Raw genomic sequence first — 17,231 nt, forward strand, 5'->3', positions numbered from 1 at the left:
TTTATTAGGCTAGAGTGCCTTCTCCTTTTCTTGATGTATCTGAGGAGATCTTAAAATTAACATGCTTGCAGCCTGCTAAAAGCGACCACATGTACATAAGACGGCTGTCAGCTTCATCCGGGTTTACAATCCTCATATTTCTGTCAGTATTGGACGGGTAAGGAAGTAGGCAAGTCTTATTTAAATGCTTTTGTTCGATTCATCTGCCTTTCTTTATTACCTAAAAAGAAGACATAATTAAAGCATAGCATAAACTATTTGTATCTTCTTTATGTTAATCGTAATATTGCAATCAAACGATTAGAAATTATGGGATTGACGAAAACTGAAAACTACACGGAGGCGCAGAACAAGACTGCCCTCCTGCTCAAGGCGTTGGGGCATCCAGCGAGAGTCGCCATCATCGAACACCTGCTCAAAGCCAAAGCCTGCGTGTGCGGTGACATCGTGAGCGAACTACCCCTGGCGCAGGCAACGGTCTCGCAGCACCTGAAAGAGCTGAGGAACGCTGGCATCATCAAAGGCACGGTGGAGGGCAACGCTATCTGCTACTGCCTGGACGAAAACGCTTTCGCATACCTGAACGGCTACTTCGCTGCCCTGCTGGATGGCGTCAGAAGTCAGAACACTGCCTGTTGTTGAACGAGAGTAATAGTTAAGCTTACAATAGCATGAAACTGTCAGAAGTAAAGCACATCCTGCAAACAGCCGAAGCGGTGGACTTCGAGTTGGAAAACGGCACGAAAGTCCCAGCGCATTTCCACGTAACCGAGGTGGGCATGGTGACCACGCATTTCATTGATTGCGGTGGAACGGTGCGCACCGAGAAGGTGGCGAACTTCCAGCTATGGGATGCCAACGACTTTGACCACCGATTGAAGCCACAGAAACTGCTCAACATCATCGCCCTCTCGGAGAAAGCCTTGGGCATGGAGGACCTGGACATCGAAGTGGAATACCAAGGGGAAACTATTGGCAAGTACGACCTTGGCTATAACGGGAATAACTTCGTGCTGCTTTCCAAGACGACCAACTGTCTTGCCCCAGACAAGTGCGGCATCCCGAAAGAGAAACTCAGAATCAACCTCAGAGAGATGCAGTCTGGCAACGCCTGCACCCCAGGAGGTGGCTGCTGCTAAGTAGTCACCACGCCCTTATACCATCTACCCAAACCACTATAGACAATGAGTAAGATAGCACTCTTCAGTGACATCCACGCCAACCTGCCTGCCTTGGAGGCGTTCTTTGCAGATGTAGACAGCAGGAAGCCCGACTTCATCTACTGCCTCGGGGATTTGGTGGGCTACAACATCTGGGCAAACGAGGTGGTGGACGAAATCCGCAGGCGCAATATCCCGACCATTGCAGGCAACTACGACTTCGGCATCGGCAGGATGAGCAACGACTGCGGCTGCGCCTACAAAACGGACGAGGAAAAAACCAATGGCTCCGTTTCCATCTCCTTTACAAACGACATCATCAAGCCCGAGCAACGCCAGTACCTGCGGACGCTTCCTGCACATCTGAAAGTGGAGTACCAGTTGAACAACGACAAACTGAACCTATTGCTGGTGCATGGCAGCCCCAGGAAGATAAACGAGTACCTCTTCGAAGACCGAGACGAAAAGAGCCTGCTGCGCATCATGAAGGACGCTGATGCCGACATCCTGTGCTTCGGGCATACCCATAAGCCGTATCATCGCATACTGAACTCAGATGAGGATGGCAACAACCATTACCGACACGCCATCAACATCGGCTCTGTGGGCAAGCCCAAGGATGGCGACAACCGTGGGGGCTACGTGATGCTCACCATTGACGAAAACTCTTCCCTGCTGGATAAGGACAGTATCGAGGTGGAGTTCATCCGCTTCAAATATGACTACGAGAAGGCAGCCCGGGCTATTGAGGACTGCATCCTGCCCAATGCCTATGCTGAGAACCTGAGAAAAGGCTGCTAAAAGTAAAAGTTATGAGTGCTAACAACTGTACACCTGCCCACAATCGAAAGAAACTGAGTTTTCTTGACCGCTACCTGACCCTGTGGATATTCCTTGCCATGTTTCTGGGTGTGGGCATCGGCTACTTCCTGCCCGAGTCCTCCGGGTTCATTAATTCCTTTTCAAGCGGGACGACCAATGTGCCGCTGGCCATCGGCCTTATCCTGATGATGTACCCCCCGCTGGCGAAGGTGCGCTACGAGAAGATGGGGGAGGTGTTCCGTAACGTGAGGATTCTGAGCATCTCGCTGCTGCTCAACTGGGTCATCGGGCCGCTGCTGATGTTCTTTCTGGCGATACTCTTCTTTCATGACCAACCCGAGTACATGATAGGGCTGATACTGATAGGCATTGCCCGCTGTATTGCGATGGTGATGGTCTGGAACGAGCTGGCGGAGGGCAATAGGGAGTATGCCGCAGGGCTGGTGGCGCTTAACAGCGTCTTCCAGATTTTCTTCTACAGCGTGTATGCCTACCTGTTCATCTCGGTGCTGCCGCCTTATTTTGGCGTGGCCAGTTCCGAGATTAACATCACCATCGGCCAGATAGCCGAGAGCGTGCTGCTATACCTGGGCATCCCGTTCTTTGCTGGTGTAGTGAGCCGCTACGGGCTGATAAGGTGGAAAGGACTGGACTGGTTCAACAACAGGTATATCCCTTTCATCTCGCCCATCACGCTCATTGCGCTGCTGTTCACCATCGTGCTGATGTTTAGCCTGAAAGGGGAGCTAATCGTGCAAATACCGTTTGACGTGGTGAAAATCGCTATTCCGCTGGTGCTCTACTTCACCATCATGTTCGTGGTCAGCTTCATCCTCGGCAAGGTGCTGGGCGCTGACTACTCCAAGAACACGGCCATCTCCTTCACCGCCACGGGCAATAACTTTGAATTAGCCATCGCTGTTGCCATCGGTGTGTTCGGCATCAATTCAGGTCAGGCGTTTGCTGGCGTGATTGGACCGCTGGTGGAAGTGCCTGCGCTGATACTGCTGGTGAACGTTGCCTTCTGGTTCAAACGGAGATGGTACAGCAAGGAGAAGGAACCTGTCACTTCATAGATACTGCATGAAATCGTTTATACAGGGGCTGTTCAGGTGTTTGAGCAGCCCCTGTTGTTTTGTTGAGGTATTTTCTCTCACATCTGAATCACGCCTCGAAATACAATTACTCTAAATTCAAATATGGGCATCATTCGCGTATAGGTTGAAGCGTCATGATAGTTGAGACTTTCACGGTGCACAGATACAGCTTCTGAATTTCAGTTTTAACGTTTTACGCCTTCTCTGTGTTGACATCCTAATAATGGAGGCATAAGGTTATGGAGTGAACAAACCTCAAAAGCTGATTCCATCAATCAGTGAAGTAGACAAATAAGGAGGGTTAGCCTCATAGGCATGCACTTGGTAGTCAAGACCAGAAGTGTCTAACGGTTGCTACGCAAGACGTTGTTAAATTAGTGGAATATAACTAGTATGCGATCGGTAAGAGTATTCAACATGCGCCTTATGAGAAAAGGTGCCTACCATTTACTACCGCTGTCAATGTTTTAATCCTTCAGATATGATATAAAAAGTAGCTTACCAAGTATACAGGAGGCATAGGTAGTACTTACCTAGAGTTAAGTCCGAATTTTTATAGCGATGATTTGGAAGATAAAGTGTATCATGAGAAGCCACCTAAGAATGGACTTTGCACTGACAGCCTTTCATGTAATTCGCTTAGAAGGATAAGCTATACCTAGGCAGGTGTTATCACTGCAATCATATTAAAGCCTCATAATGTAGACCGCGCTACTTCCAGCTTATTGCCTAACCCCAAGTTAGGCATGAACGTTGATATATACTGAGAGAAGTGTTAAACTACACTTTAAACTTGTATCTTTAAGTTATGAAAAGCAGATTAAAAGCAGATAAAAGAAGTGCAGCCGGGAAGGAAACAGCCTACGTTACGAAACGTGTTTTGGTGCGGGCTGCCAGTCCTGCAGTGAAGAAAGCGTCCAGAAAGGCTATGGAAGTTGCAGGCTACGTGGTGAAAGCAGAAAACGGGTGGGTAGTGCGCGTAGACCAGGATGGTACTAAAAAAAGAATCAGCAAGATCAGAAATATAACACGCCCTAAACAAATTGTCCTCGACTAACTCAAAACTTAGGTTGAGAGTCTTTGCCGGCCCTAACGGCTCTGGCAAAAGCACGATCATTAACGCTGTAAGAGCCTATAAAGTCAGCCAGATTCCGGTTGACTTTGGCATTTATATAAATGCCGATGACATTGCCAAAGCACTACAGGAGGACCGCTTCTCTTTTGACCCATACCGCATCGAGGTCGCTGATGAGGAGTTCTCCCAGATAGCGGTATCATCTGGCCTTATTCACGAGCTGTTCGATCAATCCCAATTTGCAGCCTGTTACAGGCTTACTGATAATAGAATTGAGCTTGTTGCACCCGAAACCAACGAGCAGCTGGCACAGATCATCGCTGATTTCCTGAGGAAAAAGCTGTTGCTGGAGAGGAAAAAGTTCTCCTTCGAAACCGTGTTCTCTCACCCTTCCAAGCTTGACATTATGCGAGAGGCGGCGGCGGCAGGCTACAAGGTTTATCTGTACTTTGTATCCACCGAATCACCCGAAATTAATAAATTTAGGGTGCATGTGAGAACCCAGCAGGGAGGGCATGATGTTCCTGAAGATAAGATAGAGCAAAGATATTACCGCTCGCTTGGCCTTTTGTTCGAGGCTGCCCAGTTAGCCTACCAGGTTTATTTTTTCGATAACTCCAGGGACGGAGAGGGCTTTCAGCTCTTTGCGCACTTTAAGAAGAATGCAAAGGGAGAAAAGGACTGGGACGAACTCAATCCTGATACAGTTCCAAACTGGTTCCTGGAATACTACTCAAACAAGGTCTCAGAAAGCAGATAATCGAAATTAAAAGGTCTCTCTGAAGTCATCCATAGCACTTTTTAGCCGTGTCACCTCCGCCTGTAAAATGGCTATCTCAACGTCTGACCCTTCGCTAATCCTTCTATTCTCTGATTTTTCAAGTTCAAAATTAGCTATCTCCGCTTCAAGTATTTGCCTTGCTCTCTCTTGTAACTGAGCTTTAAGGTTCAGGATTTTGTGATTGACCAGCAAAATGCTCTTTTGGCTAGCTTCTACCTGATCAGTATAGGTCAGTACATCCTGATTTTGCTCTACCAAGAGATATAAGCTACTCCTGGTAAAGACTTCCAGCAGGTTTGTTTCAGAAAGCACAAGCCGAAGCTCAGCGCCCTCGAAAAGAGTTCCTACAGCTGATTTTGGAATGTGCCTGACTTTAGCATAATGGGGCCTTATCAGCTGAAAGTATTCATCTGCACCAGGGAGAATATGGTAATTTACTCCAGCAATTGTTGTCAATTCCAGTGCAGGAAGGTCAGCTTGCTTCTTGAGCCAGTAACTTTTCTCAATGCCTGCCCGCGCAAAGCTTGCCTCTAACTCTTTGCTATCCTCCAGAAACTCTGCACGCAGTGTGTGCACCATTTCATAATGGCCGTATTCAAAGTTCCCGTGGAAAGGATTTGTGCGGCTTTTACCAGCTATGAAGTCATAGGCTTTATCGGCAAAAGCCACAAGATCCTCTAGGATCTGCATCCTGTTCTCTATGCTTTCCTGTAAACGTTGTCCTTTCCTCTCCGCACTATCTTTGTCCTGTTGTAGCCCATAGAGCTTATGGGTTAATTCTGACAGGTTTTCTTTTAACTCGGTAAAAGCCGCTAATTTTCTTTTCTCTTCAGCCTTTCTTTGCTCCAGGATCCTGGCCTCTGCAGCCCGGCGTTTTTCGGCTTCAATCTTGTGCTCCCTTTCAAGGAGATCTCTTCTGTTTCTTTCCTGTGCAACGGCCTGCTCCACCTCCCTCTTTTGCTTCTTCGCATCGTGGAAGTATACTTTATAGCGATCGACATCAAAGGTTAAATCAGAAAGGGTAACATAGGCCATTTCCCAGGTATCCTTTATCTCAAGCTCCTGCCGGTAATACTTCTTGTAGTAGCACTTCAGCACCAGATCGTTCTCAAGATCTGATTTCCAGCTGCATTCCTCGTCGAAAACATATGCATTATGATGGTTGGTAAAGATTACATCATTATAGGTTAGCTTTCTGATATCATCATCGAGGCTGAACTTATGAAACACCCAGAGAATATAGCTGCCCTCTTCCTGATAGAAATGCTGCCTGCCGGTAATCACACTCAGCCAGGTGGTGGAAAGCTGCAACTCAATAGCCACACGCTTGTCCCTGAAAGAGGCATTGATGTCAGGCTTACGCCACTCCTTTTCAATGAGCTTACTTTTAACAACCTTTTCTATCTCAACAGAGGATACCCCCTTATTAGAGAGTCTATTTTTGTTCAGGTAGGCAGCGATCTGTTCCTTGAGGTGAATGTGCAGCGCGCTCTCCTTAGCACCATTGTATTTGATGCGGTCAACCTCCTCCCGTGTGTATGCATTGTTGGTTTTTATATGGCAGGCTGCGCTGTCTTTCAGGTGGGCGAAGTGAAAGCTATCCTTTTTGCGTTTTCCGCTATTGAAATTGCCGCCTCTGATCCTGATCAGCTGCTTGCAGTAATAGCAGACAAACATCGGTTCCCGGTAACCTTGAATGGCTTTCTGTAACTCTGAGCGGTACTCTGTGATTTCATCTAAAGGCTTTTTGAAAAACGTGTAAGCGTTCACTTGCTCTCCTGTTTCATAATTCAGGACATCTTCAATGGTCAGTTTTCCTACTTGTTTCATAAGCCTCAGTTGATGAGGGAATATAACATAAAATTTATGAAGTTGTGTTAAATCCTCTAGTGCTGAAAATAGTGGCAATACTGTTACCATCTGCGGTTGTACCATTGAGTAACATTTGCAAGTATTTAAGTACTTGCTTAAATACTTATCATTTATTAAATTTGCTTGACAGAAATTGCTATGGAAGAAGAGAAGTTATGTATTCGGGTTTACACCAATAAAGAAAGACTGCAACTATGCTCTGATCGGCTGGAGACTGCAGCCGGTATGATACAGACCCTGAGCCAGGTCTTTAGCCTGGCAGGGAGTGAGACAAGGCTTAAGCTTCTATACCTGTTGGAGCAGGAGGAATCGCTGTGCGTCTGTGATCTAAGCGACGTGCTGCAAATGACCATGCCCGCTGTCTCGCAGCACCTGCGCAAGCTTAAGGATGCTAACATCATCCAAAGTAAGAAGGTAGGGCAGACCGTGTTCTATTCCCTAAAGCAGGAGCACCAGGAAGTAATAAAGCCCCTGTTGGAGCTTATCAGTAGGGAAATAGAAATAAAAACAAACTAAGTGATATGAGAAATACTTCATCTAAGCTTGCGGGTAGCAGCATAGTGGCTGCATTTACGGCCTCTCTTTGCTGCATCACACCGCTGCTGGCCGTAATGGTAGGTGCCACAGGGGTTGCTTCTTCTTTTGACTGGGTTGAACCACTCAGGCCGTATCTGATAGGCATTACCATCGCAGTCCTGGGCTTGGCGTGGTATCAACGTCTGAAACCGGGCAGGTCAGCCTCTAGCTGCGACTGTGAGCAAAATGATAAGTTCTCATTCTGGAAGTCGAACAGGGTGTTGCTATTGGTTAGTTGCCTTGCGTTGCTTCTGCTTACCTTTCCAAATTATGCAGGTGTTTTCTATGGGAAAACAATTCCGATAGCTAATAGTGCCGAAGGCGACAATAAGCAGACAATAGAACTGAAAGTGGAGGGAATGACCTGCGCGGGCTGTGAGGCGCTTGTGAGCCAGGTGATAGGCGAGGTGCCGGGAGTCTTTCATGTGAGTACTTCCTACAAGGCTGGAAGCACCACCATCTCCTACGACAGCACAAGGGTGAAGCCCTTGGATATCCTACAGGCGGCTAAAAAGACGGGCTATACAGTGGAGGTAGCTAAGAAGAAGTAAGCATGGGAGAGACTAGTCTAAGCTCAGTTATTACCTGTCCGGAGTGCGGGCATCGAAAGGAAGAGCAGATGCCCACAGATGCCTGCCAGTACTTTTATGCGTGTGAAAAGTGCAAGAGGCTTCTGAAACCGAGGCCAGGGGACTGTTGCGTGTACTGCTCCTACGGCACAGTCCCTTGCCCGCCTATTCAGCAAAGCAGAAGCTGCTGTTAAAGCAAAGAAAACAGTAAATGCTAAGCAGTAGCAGCGTAATATAAAAAGGCAAGCTGAAAATCCACCACGGTGTATTTCTGTAGTTAAGTGGTATCCGTGCAAACCTGTAAGAAATCGTAAACAACGCAGGCAAGTATCTACCCGTAAAATAGTTTTTATACCTTTGCACAAATGAAGTACCTGTCTGTCATATGGGGAATGGTTATCTTTCTGCTGGCGTGCCTGCCGTGCGCGGACAGCGGGACGGCCTTTGCCCAGGATGACACAACAGTAGTGCAGGCTGATTACGGCCATGCTGACGCGGGGCAGGAGAATGATCTCTGCTCCCCCCTCTGCGAGTGCAACTGCTGCGGGGGCATTTCTCTAACTATCAGTTTTCCGCAAACACAGGAGCCACCTCATAATCCGTCAGGTTCTACTCTGAACACCTACCTTCCTGGTGGTGCCGTTTCCCCCTCTTTCGCTTTCTGGCACCCGCCCAAAGCTTAACCTATCTCTGTTTTAGGTAATTAAACACGCGTTGCCGCACCCCTGTGCGGCCTCAAAATGCGTGCGCATACTTTTGTATGTGGTTTTTGGGAATAAAGAATTTTAAGGTGTTAGATAAAATCATTCATTTTTCTATCCATAACAAGCTCATCATTGGCATTTTCACCCTGGCGCTTGTTATCTGGGGCGGCTATTCCGCCACGCAGCTGCCCATCGATGCCGTGCCTGACATCACGAACAATCAGGTACAGGTCATTACCACCAGCCCCTCGCTTGCCGCGCAGGAAGTGGAGCGGCTCATCAGCTTCCCGGTGGAGCAGACCATGTCTACCATCGCAGATATTGAGGAAGTGCGTTCCATCTCCCGCTTCGGCCTCTCTGTGGTGACCATTGTCTTTAAAGAGAACGTGGACATTTACTGGGCGCGGCAGCAGGTCAGTGAGCGGCTCGTGGAGGCCACAGGTAAGATTCCACCGGGGTTAGGTAGCCCGGAGATGTCCCCTATCTCCACCGGCCTTGGGGAGATATACCAATATGTGGTACACGCCAAGCCAGGGTATGAGGAGCAGTACTCAGCCATGGACCTGCGCACCATTCAGGATTGGATTGTGCGGCGGCAGCTGCTCGGCACACCCGGTGTGGCCGAAGTCAACAGCTTCGGTGGCTTCCTGAAACAGTACGAGGTTGCTGTTGACCCCGGCAGGCTGAAGGCCCACAACCTGAGCATCAGCGATGTGCTGGAGGCGCTGGAACGCAACAACGGTAACACCGGAGGAGCCTACATTGACAAAAAGCCAAATGCCTACTTTGTACGCAGCGAGGGGCTCATTGAGAGTCTGGACGAGGTTAAGAAGGTCGTGGTCAGCAATACCACCAATGGCACCCCCTTGCTTATCGCTGATATTGCACAGGTACAGTTCGGCAGCGCCAACCGCTACGGTGCCCTGACAGATGCCAACGGAGAGGCGGTGGGGGGCATTGTGATGCTCCTCAAGGGGGAGAACACCAACCAGGTGGTGGGGCGCGTGAAAGAGCGCATGGAGCAGATTGCAAAGTCCCTTCCGGAAGGCGTCGCGGTAGAGGCCTTTCTGGACCGGAGCGAGTTGATTGGCCGGGCCATGGGCACCGTGAAGCGGAACCTGATTGAGGGCGCTCTGGTTGTGATTTTCGTGCTGGTGCTCTTCCTGGGCAATCTGCGGGCGGGCTTAGTAGTGGCCTCTGTCATTCCGCTGGCCATGTTGTTTGCCATCATCATGATGAACCTTTTCGGTGTGTCGGGTAACCTGATGAGCCTCGGGGCCATCGACTTTGGCCTCATCGTGGACGGGGCCGTTATCATCGTGGAGGCGACCATGCACCACCTGGGCCTGCGCAAAGAGGGAAGGCTGACGCAGGCACAGATGGACGAGGAGGTGTATGAATCCGCCCGGAAAATCCGCACCGCCGCTGCCTTCGGTGAAATCATTATCCTGATTGTATACCTGCCGATTCTGGTGCTGGTGGGCATTGAGGGGAAGATGTTCCGCCCCATGGCGCTCACCGTCTCCTTTGCCATATTTGGTGCCTTCCTCCTCTCGCTCACCTACGTGCCCATGATGTCGGCGCTGCTGCTGAGCAAGAACACCACCCACAAGCGCAACATTTCAGACAGGATGATCGACTTTTTCCAGCGCATGTACAACCCTGTAATTAGGGGTGCCCTTAGGTTCAAGGCACTGGTGCTTATTGCTGCGTTCGCCTTGTTTGCCCTGAGCCTGGTGCTCTTTAACCGCATGGGCAGTGAGTTCATTCCTACCCTGGAGGAGGGCGACTTCGCCTTGGAGACAAGGCTATTGACCGGCAGTTCACTTTCCGAAACGATTGAAAAGGTGTCGCTGGCCTCCCGGATTCTAAAGGAGCGATTCCCGGAAGTGAAGGAGGTAATCAGCAAAATCGGCGCCGCTGAGATTCCGACAGACCCGATGCCCATGGAATCCGCTGACGTCACCATCATCCTCAAGGACAAGGACGAGTGGACCAGCGCCAGCACCCGAGAGGAACTGGCCAGCCAGATGACGGAGGCACTGGAGGACATTCCCGGCGTTACGTTCGGCGTCTCTCAGCCTATCCAGCTGCGCTCCAACGAACTGATTTCAGGAGTGCGCCAGGATGTGGGCATCAAAATCTTCGGGGAGGATTTGCAGGAACTGACCAGGCTCTCCCAAGAGGTCGGCCGGGTGGTTTCTACCGTGGAAGGGGCTGAGGACCTGTACCTGGAGCAAGTTTCCGGACTGCGACAGATTGTGGTGGACATCAACCGGAGTCAGATAGCCAAGTTCGGTCTTGACGTCGAGGCGGTCAACCAGGTTATTAACGCTGCCTTCGCCGGGCAGAGTGCCGGGATGGTGTACGAAGGGGACCGCCGCTTTGACCTGGTCGTCCGGCTCAAACAGGATGACAGACAGGATATCGCCGATGTGCGCCGACTCTACGTCACCACACCGGGCGGGCTGCAGGTGCCACTGGAGCAGGTGGCCGATGTGCAGTACCGGCAGGGGCCGAACCAGATACAGCGCGAGGATGCCAAGCGCCGCATCATCGTGGGTTTCAACGTGCGTGGGCGGGACATCGCCAGCGTGGTGGAGGAAGTGCAGCAGAAGATAGACCGGCAGGTAACTCTACCCACCGGTTACTTTGTGACCTACGGGGGGCAGTTTGAGAATCTCCAGGAGGCAAACCGGCGTCTCTCTGTGGCTGTTCCGGCCGCATTGGCGCTGATATTCCTGCTGCTGTACTTCACCTTCGGCTCCGTGCGCCACTCGTTGCTCATCTTCACGGCCATTCCGCTGTCGGCCATCGGGGGCGTACTGGCCCTGTGGTTGCGGGGTATGCCCTTTAGCATATCGGCCGGTGTAGGCTTCATCGCCCTGTTCGGTGTTGCGGTGCTCAACGGCATTGTACTCATTGCCGAGTTCAACAGGCAGCGTAGGGAAGAAGGCGTACAAAGCCTGCGAGAGGTGGTGCTCAACGGCACCTCCGTACGTCTTCGGCCCGTGCTGATGACGGCTTCTGTGGCCTCTCTGGGCTTTCTGCCGATGGCGCTCTCCAACACAGCCGGGGCGGAGGTGCAGAAACCACTGGCTACCGTGGTGATAGGCGGACTAATCACCTCCACGATGCTGACGCTGGTGGTGCTGCCCGTGCTCTACATACTTATCGAAGGGTATGTCTCCAACAGAAAGAAGCGCAACGCGCGCGGCACCGGATTACCGGCAACCACTATAGTAACCATTGTTGCCTCGGTTGCCCTGCTTATGGGCATGGCGCAGCAGGCACAGGCGCAGCAGCATCCGGTAGAAGTGTACACGCTGGAAAAGGCCGTTGCCAAGGCAATCAGCCAGAACCCTTCTGTAGAGGCCGCCAGGATTGGCATAAAAAGGAGCCAGTCGCTTGAAGGGGCGGCCTGGGACATCAATAAGACGCAGCTGCAGTACTCCACCGGTAAGCTACAGTCTGGAGAGTATGACACGGAGGTTTCTGTGTTGCAGACGTTTGCCTTTCCGACTCTTTATGCCAGACAGGCAAAGCTTGCCGGGGAACTCACCCAGGCAAGCAGCATCGGACTGACGCAGCGGCAGCGGGAAATCGTCCGCGAGGTGAGGCTCAACTACTACGGAATAGTCTACGCACGCTCCCGCCTCAGCTTGCTCACCTATCAGGATAGTCTGTACACGGCTTTCCTCAGGGCCGCCCAGGTGAGGCTCCGGACCGGGGAAACCAACCTGCTGGAGCAGGTGACGGCCGAGACGCAGCTGTCTGAGGTGCGCAACAGCGGCTTTCAGGCAGAGGCTGACAGAGAGGTCTTTCAGCAGCGCCTGCAGGCATTGCTGGCAACCGACACGCTGATAGCCACCGCAGACACAACACTCAACCGCTTGCCTCTGCCAAGCATAACCGAGGAAATGCTGGAACAGAATCCGAGGCTCCTCCTGGCCCGGCAGCAGGTCGAGGTGCGGCAGGCGGAGACCAGGCTTGAGCGGGCCAGGCTACTGCCGGACCTGCAGTTAGGCTACACGAACCGAACCATTGCCGGGGGCCATGGGAAAAGGGGGATAGCGGAGTTCGAGCCGCCGCAGGAGGTGTCTTTCGGCGTGGCCATCCCACTGTGGGCAAAGCCACAGAGGAGCCGTATGGAGGCGGCTAAGTTACAGGCGGACGTAGCTCAGAAGGACCTAGAGGGTACTCGCAACGAGCTGCGGGCTGATGCAGCGGCCGCGCTTCAGCAGGCGCTCAAGCTGCAGGGCAGCCTGGATTACTATGAACGCACGGCACTGCCGCAGGCGCGGCTCATCATAGACCACGCCACCAAAGCCTACCGGGTAGGGGAAATCAACTACCAGGACTATATCCTGAGCCTAAGCAGGGCATTGAGCATCCAGGCGAACTATCTGGAAACACTCTACGCCTATGACAGGGCTGTCATAGAACTCCACTACATGACAGAAAACCAACAGTAACCAACAAAAGCAGAATCTATCCCATATGAAAAGGATTATCCATATATTTTACCTAACAGGTGCATTGCTCTTTTTATCCTGCGGCAGTGAGTCTGAACCGACGAAAGTGGCTACGGAGGAGCATGGCGAAGAGAACCCCAACGAGGCAGAGCTGACCGAGCAGCAGTACCAGGTGGCGGGCATAGCCTTGGGCAAGCCTGAGATGCGCAACCTGAGCAATACCCTGACGCTGACAGGCAAGCTGGACCTGCCGCCCCAGAACATGGCCGCTGTGAGCGCTCCCCTGGGCGGCTATGTGAAGAGCACGGTGTTGTTGGAAGGTATGCGTGTAAAGAGAGGGCAGTTGATTGCAAAGATTGAGAACCCAGAGTTTGTGACACTGCAGCAGGATTACCTGGATGCCAGAAGCCGCCTTGGGTTTTTGGAGCTGGAGTATGAAAGGCAGAAAGAGCTGTCCGCTGAGCAGGTCACCTCTGCCAAGACGTATCAGCGGACTGCTTCCGAGTACAAGTCTGTAAGGGCACAGGTCGAGGGGCTGGGGGAGCGGCTGCGCATCATTGGCGTCAACCCCGCTTCTTTGCGGGAAGGCAACATCAGCCGCATCCTCCCCATCCATGCCCCGATTGAGGGCTTCGTGACTTACATCAACGCCAGCGTTGGGCAGTTTGTGAACCCGACGGACGTACTGTTCCGCATCGCTGATACCGACCACCTGCACGTGGAGCTGACGGTGTTTGAGAAGGACGTGCCGACACTGAAAAAGGGGCAAAAGGTATTGTACTCCCTGCCCAATGAGACGGAGGCAAGGCACGAGGCCACCGTCTACCTGATTGGAAAAGAGATAAGCCCGGAGCGGACGGTGCAGGTGCACGCCCACATGGAGGAGGAAGACAAAGACCTCGTGCCGGGCATGTACGTGCAGGCGCGGGTGGCACTGAACGGCCAGGAAGTACTGGCTCTGCCCCAGGCGGCTGTGGTGCATGAGAATGGCAACAACTATATCTTCCTTTACACAGGCGATGAAAAAGAGGGCGAGACGGTGCTGAAGCGTTTCCGCATGGTGCCCGTGGAGCGAGGGACCGAGGAAGGAGGCTACGTGCAGGTGGCGCTTCCTGCCGGGATTGATACCGCTGCCGCCAATTTTGTAACCAAAGGTGCTTACTCTTTGCTTTCCAAGATGCGAAATGCGGAAGAAGAAGGCCATCATTAAACAATTCCCTATGCTGCAAAACTTAGAACGTATCCTGCAAGAGAAGGGCGTCCGCCCGACGGCCATGCGTCTGTTGGTGCTTGACTTCCTGCAAGGCCAGTCTTCGGCAGTGAGCCTGAATGACCTGGAGGCCCATTTCCTTCGCTCGGACCGGATTACCTTGTATCGTACTCTTAAAACTTTTGAGGATAAGGGGATTGTACATAGTATAGAGGACGGAACAGGTTCTACGAAGTATGCGCTTTGCGAAGAAGGCTGTGCATGTGCACCTGAGGACCTGCATGTTCATTTTTCCTGCAGCAAATGCCAGGAAACGTTTTGCCTCCCGATGTCCCGCATCCCGAAGATTCCGCTGCCTGACAACTTTACCATGGAGGAGGCTAGCCTGGTGGTGAAGGGCCTCTGCGGCAGTTGCGCCGCCAAAAATGCAATGCGATTGCAGGGGGATGAGGCGTAGCTTTACATAAATGAACAAAGGAGCACAATATGAAACTCAACTGGAACATGCCCGCCAAGCTCAGGCCCTTTTACCAACAGGAACTGACCGCTTACCATACCTGCTGGAGAGAGGGCAACCGTCTCGCTGCCTGGAGGCATTTAGAGAGAGCGCATATCCTGGGGCAGCCATACCCGCTGGAGCATACGGCCGTACACTGGAAGATGCTCAGATTCGGGTTCAAAACGAAGAATACGAAAGAGGTGATTGGACAGCTTCCCCGCCTGTTGGTAGGTGGGGTTAAGTCCTGGGCCGGAAAGATACCAGTGGGCAACACAGGCGGGTCCAATGTTCCGCCGCTCCGGCCAATGCCAATCCCGGATGACTTAAAGCGAATCATAGCACCTGCTGAAAACCATTAAGACATAAGAGAATGAATAAGAGCAAGACTACACCCAAAAACATAGAAGAGGATTTCAAACCACTGGAGATTACCTCGCCTAGAACTGCGGAGGCTCCCGGTCCAAATATCGGTGCGGACGGTAAGGCCAGGCAAGCTGGTGCTATGGAGCACGAGCACGCTGAAGAGGAGGCAAAGTCCTCCTACGTTCCTACGGCCATCAGCCTTGTGCTGCTGCTGGGAGGCATTCTGCTGGATAATCTCGACACATCCTGGTTCTCCGGGTATGTGCGGCTTATAACCTATGGCATAGCCTACGTGTTGGTTGGCTGGCGCGTGGTATGGCATGCGGTTAGGAGCCTTAGGAGCAGTTTCTTCAACGAGTTCTTCCTGATGAGCATGGCCACGCTGGGGGCCTTCTACATCGGGGAGTATGCCGAGGGCGTTGCCGTGATGCTGTTCTATGTGGTTGGGGAGCATTTTCAGGAGGCGGCCGTGCTGCGCTCCCGCCGTTCCATCAAGGCGCTCATCGACAACAGGCCCGACGAAGTGGGGCTGGTAACCGAGAGCGGCATCGTCACCGTGAGGGCGAAAGAGGTGCGGATGGGCGATGTGGTGCAGGTGAAGGCGGGTGAGAAAGTGGCGCTGGACGGAGAGCTGCTCACCGAGAAGTCCTCCTTCAATACAGCAGCACTGACAGGCGAGTCAAAACCTGACACGAAAAAGAAGGGAGAGACGGTACTGGCAGGCATGATTAACCTGGACCGCGTCATTGAACTGAGGGTAACCTCTGCGTATGAGAACAGCGCCCTTTCCAAAATACTCCAGCTGGTAGAGGAAGCAGGCAGCCGCAAGGCCAAGACGCAGCAGTTCATCACGAAGTTTGCCAAAGTATATACGCCGATTGTCTTCTTCCTCGCCATTGGCCTTGTCTTTATTCCCTACTTCTTTGTAGAGAGCTATGACTTCAACCAGTGGCTCTACCGGGCGCTGATTTTTCTGGTAATCTCCTGTCCCTGCGCCCTGGTTATCTCCATCCCGCTCGGCTACTTCGGCGGCATCGGGGCTGCCTCGCGCAACGGGCTCCTGTTCAAGGGGGCTAATTTCCTGGACCTGATGACACAGGTAGACACGGTGGTGATGGATAAGACGGGCACGTTGACCGAGGGTGTGTTCCAGGTGCAGCGCGTGGAGACGGTGCTACCTGACAATGAGTGGTTCCTGTCGGCTGTGGCTGCGCTGGAGAGCAAGTCCACACATCCTATCGCACAGGCCATCGTCTCGGAGGCGGGGCAGGCGCACCAGCAGCACGTGGTCAGTGAGGTGGAGGAAATCTCAGGCCACGGGCTAAAAGGGAGTGTCGACGGCAGGCTTCTACTGGTTGGTAATGCCAGGCTGCTGGATAAGTACAATGTGCAGTATGACTCTAGCCTCAAGGAAATCGTGGAAACGATTGTCATAGTGGCCGTGGACGGAACCTACGCAGGCTACATCACCATCGCTGACAAGACGAAGGAGGATGCTCCGCTTGCCGTAAGGAAAATGCGGGAGCTGGGGGTGAAACAGCTGGTGATGCTCTCCGGCGACAAAGACTCCATCGTTCAGAAAGTGGCAGCTGAACTGAAGTTGGACGCGGCCTACGGTGGACTGCTCCCGCAGGACAAGGTGACCCATGTGGAGAAACTGAAGGCTGAGGGCAGGACCGTTGCATTCGTGGGCGACGGTATCAACGATGCGCCCGTGATTACGCTGGCCGACGTGGGCATGGCCATGGGTGGCCTGGGTTCAGACGCGGCCATAGAGACGGCGGACGTGGTGATTCAGACAGACCACCCCTCCAAAATCGCCACCGCCATCAACATCGGCGAGAAGACCAAGCAGATTGTGTGGCAGAACATCGCGCTGGCTTTCGGGGTCAAAGCCATCGTGCTGATTCTCGGTGCCGGAGGGTTGGCGACCATGTGGGAGGCGGTCTTTGCCGATGTGGGGGTGGCGTTGCTAGCTATTCTGAATGCCGTGCGCATTCAGCGGATGCATTTTGACTGAACCGGGGA

16 protein-coding genes are annotated in these 17,231 nt (G+C 52.3%); 15 read left to right on the top strand and 1 reads right to left on the bottom strand.

Translation table 11 applies throughout. The annotated features are described in order from the left end of the window. Positions 1-309 precede the first annotated feature (309 nt). The 6 genes from I0P70_RS00555 to I0P70_RS00580 all read left to right on the top strand — a co-directional run bounded on the left by I0P70_RS00555 (position 310) and on the right by I0P70_RS00580 (position 4,914). Entirely contained in the window at positions 310-642 is a 333-nt protein-coding gene (locus tag I0P70_RS00555) for a helix-turn-helix transcriptional regulator (protein WP_196114288.1), read from the top strand. Between the two features lie 29 nt (positions 643-671). Next, complete coding sequence (locus tag I0P70_RS00560) at positions 672-1,139, top strand: DUF6428 family protein (protein ID WP_196114289.1); 468 nt, start codon at positions 672-674, stop codon at positions 1,137-1,139. 45 nt (positions 1,140-1,184) lie between these two features. Next, the gene (locus I0P70_RS00565) at positions 1,185-1,961 is read left to right on the top strand and encodes a metallophosphoesterase (protein ID WP_196114290.1); all 777 of its coding nucleotides are present in this window, start codon (positions 1,185-1,187) and stop codon (positions 1,959-1,961) included. Between the two features lie 11 nt (positions 1,962-1,972). Continuing rightward, positions 1,973-3,058 (top strand): ACR3 family arsenite efflux transporter, encoded by a 1,086-nt coding sequence (arsB, locus tag I0P70_RS00570; protein ID WP_196114291.1) that lies wholly within the window; start codon positions 1,973-1,975, stop codon positions 3,056-3,058. An 829-nt stretch (positions 3,059-3,887) separates the two neighbouring features. Continuing rightward, positions 3,888-4,136, top strand: a complete 249-nt coding sequence (locus I0P70_RS00575; protein ID WP_188501719.1) for a hypothetical protein — start codon at positions 3,888-3,890, stop codon at positions 4,134-4,136. A 13-nt stretch (positions 4,137-4,149) separates the two neighbouring features. Beyond that, positions 4,150-4,914 (top strand): zeta toxin, encoded by a 765-nt coding sequence (locus tag I0P70_RS00580; protein ID WP_196114292.1) that lies wholly within the window; start codon positions 4,150-4,152, stop codon positions 4,912-4,914. A gap of 6 nt (positions 4,915-4,920) precedes the next feature. On the opposite strand, the gene I0P70_RS00585 is transcribed toward I0P70_RS00580, so the two are convergent. Further along, a complete protein-coding gene (locus I0P70_RS00585) occupies positions 4,921-6,765 on the bottom strand; it encodes a DUF6035 family protein (protein WP_188501721.1) in 1,845 nt (614 codons plus the stop codon). A 180-nt stretch (positions 6,766-6,945) separates the two neighbouring features. Here I0P70_RS00585 and I0P70_RS00590 point away from each other — a divergent pair, with 180 nt between their 5' ends. The 9 genes from I0P70_RS00590 to I0P70_RS00620 all read left to right on the top strand — a co-directional run bounded on the left by I0P70_RS00590 (position 6,946) and on the right by I0P70_RS00620 (position 17,223). Further along, complete coding sequence (locus I0P70_RS00590; protein ID WP_188501722.1) at positions 6,946-7,323, top strand: metalloregulator ArsR/SmtB family transcription factor; 378 nt, start codon at positions 6,946-6,948, stop codon at positions 7,321-7,323. Between the two features lie 5 nt (positions 7,324-7,328). Continuing rightward, positions 7,329-7,934: a mercuric transport protein MerTP gene (gene merTP / locus I0P70_RS00595; RefSeq protein ID WP_188501723.1), complete on the top strand. Its 606-nt coding sequence runs from the start codon at positions 7,329-7,331 to the stop codon at positions 7,932-7,934. A 2-nt stretch (positions 7,935-7,936) separates the two neighbouring features. Beyond that, a complete protein-coding gene (locus I0P70_RS21270; protein WP_229733918.1) occupies positions 7,937-8,146 on the top strand; it encodes a GDCCVxC domain-containing (seleno)protein in 210 nt (69 codons plus the stop codon). 171 nt (positions 8,147-8,317) lie between these two features. Then, on the top strand, positions 8,318-8,635 hold the full coding sequence (locus I0P70_RS21550; protein WP_366915782.1) for a DUF6660 family protein: 318 nt from the start codon (positions 8,318-8,320) through the stop codon (positions 8,633-8,635). Positions 8,636-8,742: 107 nt separating this feature from the next. Next, entirely contained in the window at positions 8,743-13,131 is a 4,389-nt protein-coding gene (locus tag I0P70_RS00600) for a CusA/CzcA family heavy metal efflux RND transporter (protein WP_188501724.1), read from the top strand. Between the two features lie 25 nt (positions 13,132-13,156). Further along, positions 13,157-14,341: an efflux RND transporter periplasmic adaptor subunit gene (locus I0P70_RS00605; RefSeq protein WP_116541359.1), complete on the top strand. Its 1,185-nt coding sequence runs from the start codon at positions 13,157-13,159 to the stop codon at positions 14,339-14,341. Between the two features lie 10 nt (positions 14,342-14,351). Next, positions 14,352-14,798, top strand: coding sequence for a Fur family transcriptional regulator (locus tag I0P70_RS00610; protein WP_116541358.1), 447 nt, complete (start codon positions 14,352-14,354; stop codon positions 14,796-14,798). Between the two features lie 29 nt (positions 14,799-14,827). Continuing rightward, positions 14,828-15,199, top strand: coding sequence for a DUF3703 domain-containing protein (locus I0P70_RS00615; protein WP_116541357.1), 372 nt, complete (start codon positions 14,828-14,830; stop codon positions 15,197-15,199). An 11-nt stretch (positions 15,200-15,210) separates the two neighbouring features. Next, positions 15,211-17,223: a heavy metal translocating P-type ATPase gene (locus I0P70_RS00620; RefSeq protein ID WP_116541356.1), complete on the top strand. Its 2,013-nt coding sequence runs from the start codon at positions 15,211-15,213 to the stop codon at positions 17,221-17,223. The last annotated feature ends 8 nt before the right edge of the window (positions 17,224-17,231 follow it).

This window comes from Pontibacter sp. FD36 (genome assembly GCF_015686655.1).
GTDB lineage: Bacteria > Bacteroidota > Bacteroidia > Cytophagales > Hymenobacteraceae > Pontibacter.

What these genes read in the sequence shown, in the direction of transcription:
- I0P70_RS00555 (WP_196114288.1), top strand. Translation starts at nt 310, where the DNA reads ATGGGATTGACGAAAACTGAAAACTACACGGAGGCGCAGAACAAGACT.
- I0P70_RS00560 (WP_196114289.1), top strand. Translation starts at nt 672, where the DNA reads ATGAAACTGTCAGAAGTAAAGCACATCCTGCAAACAGCCGAAGCGGTG.
- I0P70_RS00565 (WP_196114290.1), top strand. Translation starts at nt 1,185, where the DNA reads ATGAGTAAGATAGCACTCTTCAGTGACATCCACGCCAACCTGCCTGCC.
- arsB (WP_196114291.1), top strand. Translation starts at nt 1,973, where the DNA reads ATGAGTGCTAACAACTGTACACCTGCCCACAATCGAAAGAAACTGAGT.
- I0P70_RS00575 (WP_188501719.1), top strand. Translation starts at nt 3,888, where the DNA reads ATGAAAAGCAGATTAAAAGCAGATAAAAGAAGTGCAGCCGGGAAGGAA.
- I0P70_RS00585 (WP_188501721.1), bottom strand. Translation starts at nt 6,765, where the DNA reads ATGAAACAAGTAGGAAAACTGACCATTGAAGATGTCCTGAATTATGAA.
- I0P70_RS00590 (WP_188501722.1), top strand. Translation starts at nt 6,946, where the DNA reads ATGGAAGAAGAGAAGTTATGTATTCGGGTTTACACCAATAAAGAAAGA.
- merTP (WP_188501723.1), top strand. Translation starts at nt 7,329, where the DNA reads ATGAGAAATACTTCATCTAAGCTTGCGGGTAGCAGCATAGTGGCTGCA.
- I0P70_RS21270 (WP_229733918.1), top strand. Translation starts at nt 7,937, where the DNA reads ATGGGAGAGACTAGTCTAAGCTCAGTTATTACCTGTCCGGAGTGCGGG.
- I0P70_RS21550 (WP_366915782.1), top strand. Translation starts at nt 8,318, where the DNA reads ATGAAGTACCTGTCTGTCATATGGGGAATGGTTATCTTTCTGCTGGCG.
- I0P70_RS00605 (WP_116541359.1), top strand. Translation starts at nt 13,157, where the DNA reads ATGAAAAGGATTATCCATATATTTTACCTAACAGGTGCATTGCTCTTT.
- I0P70_RS00610 (WP_116541358.1), top strand. Translation starts at nt 14,352, where the DNA reads ATGCTGCAAAACTTAGAACGTATCCTGCAAGAGAAGGGCGTCCGCCCG.
- I0P70_RS00615 (WP_116541357.1), top strand. Translation starts at nt 14,828, where the DNA reads ATGAAACTCAACTGGAACATGCCCGCCAAGCTCAGGCCCTTTTACCAA.
- I0P70_RS00620 (WP_116541356.1), top strand. Translation starts at nt 15,211, where the DNA reads ATGAATAAGAGCAAGACTACACCCAAAAACATAGAAGAGGATTTCAAA.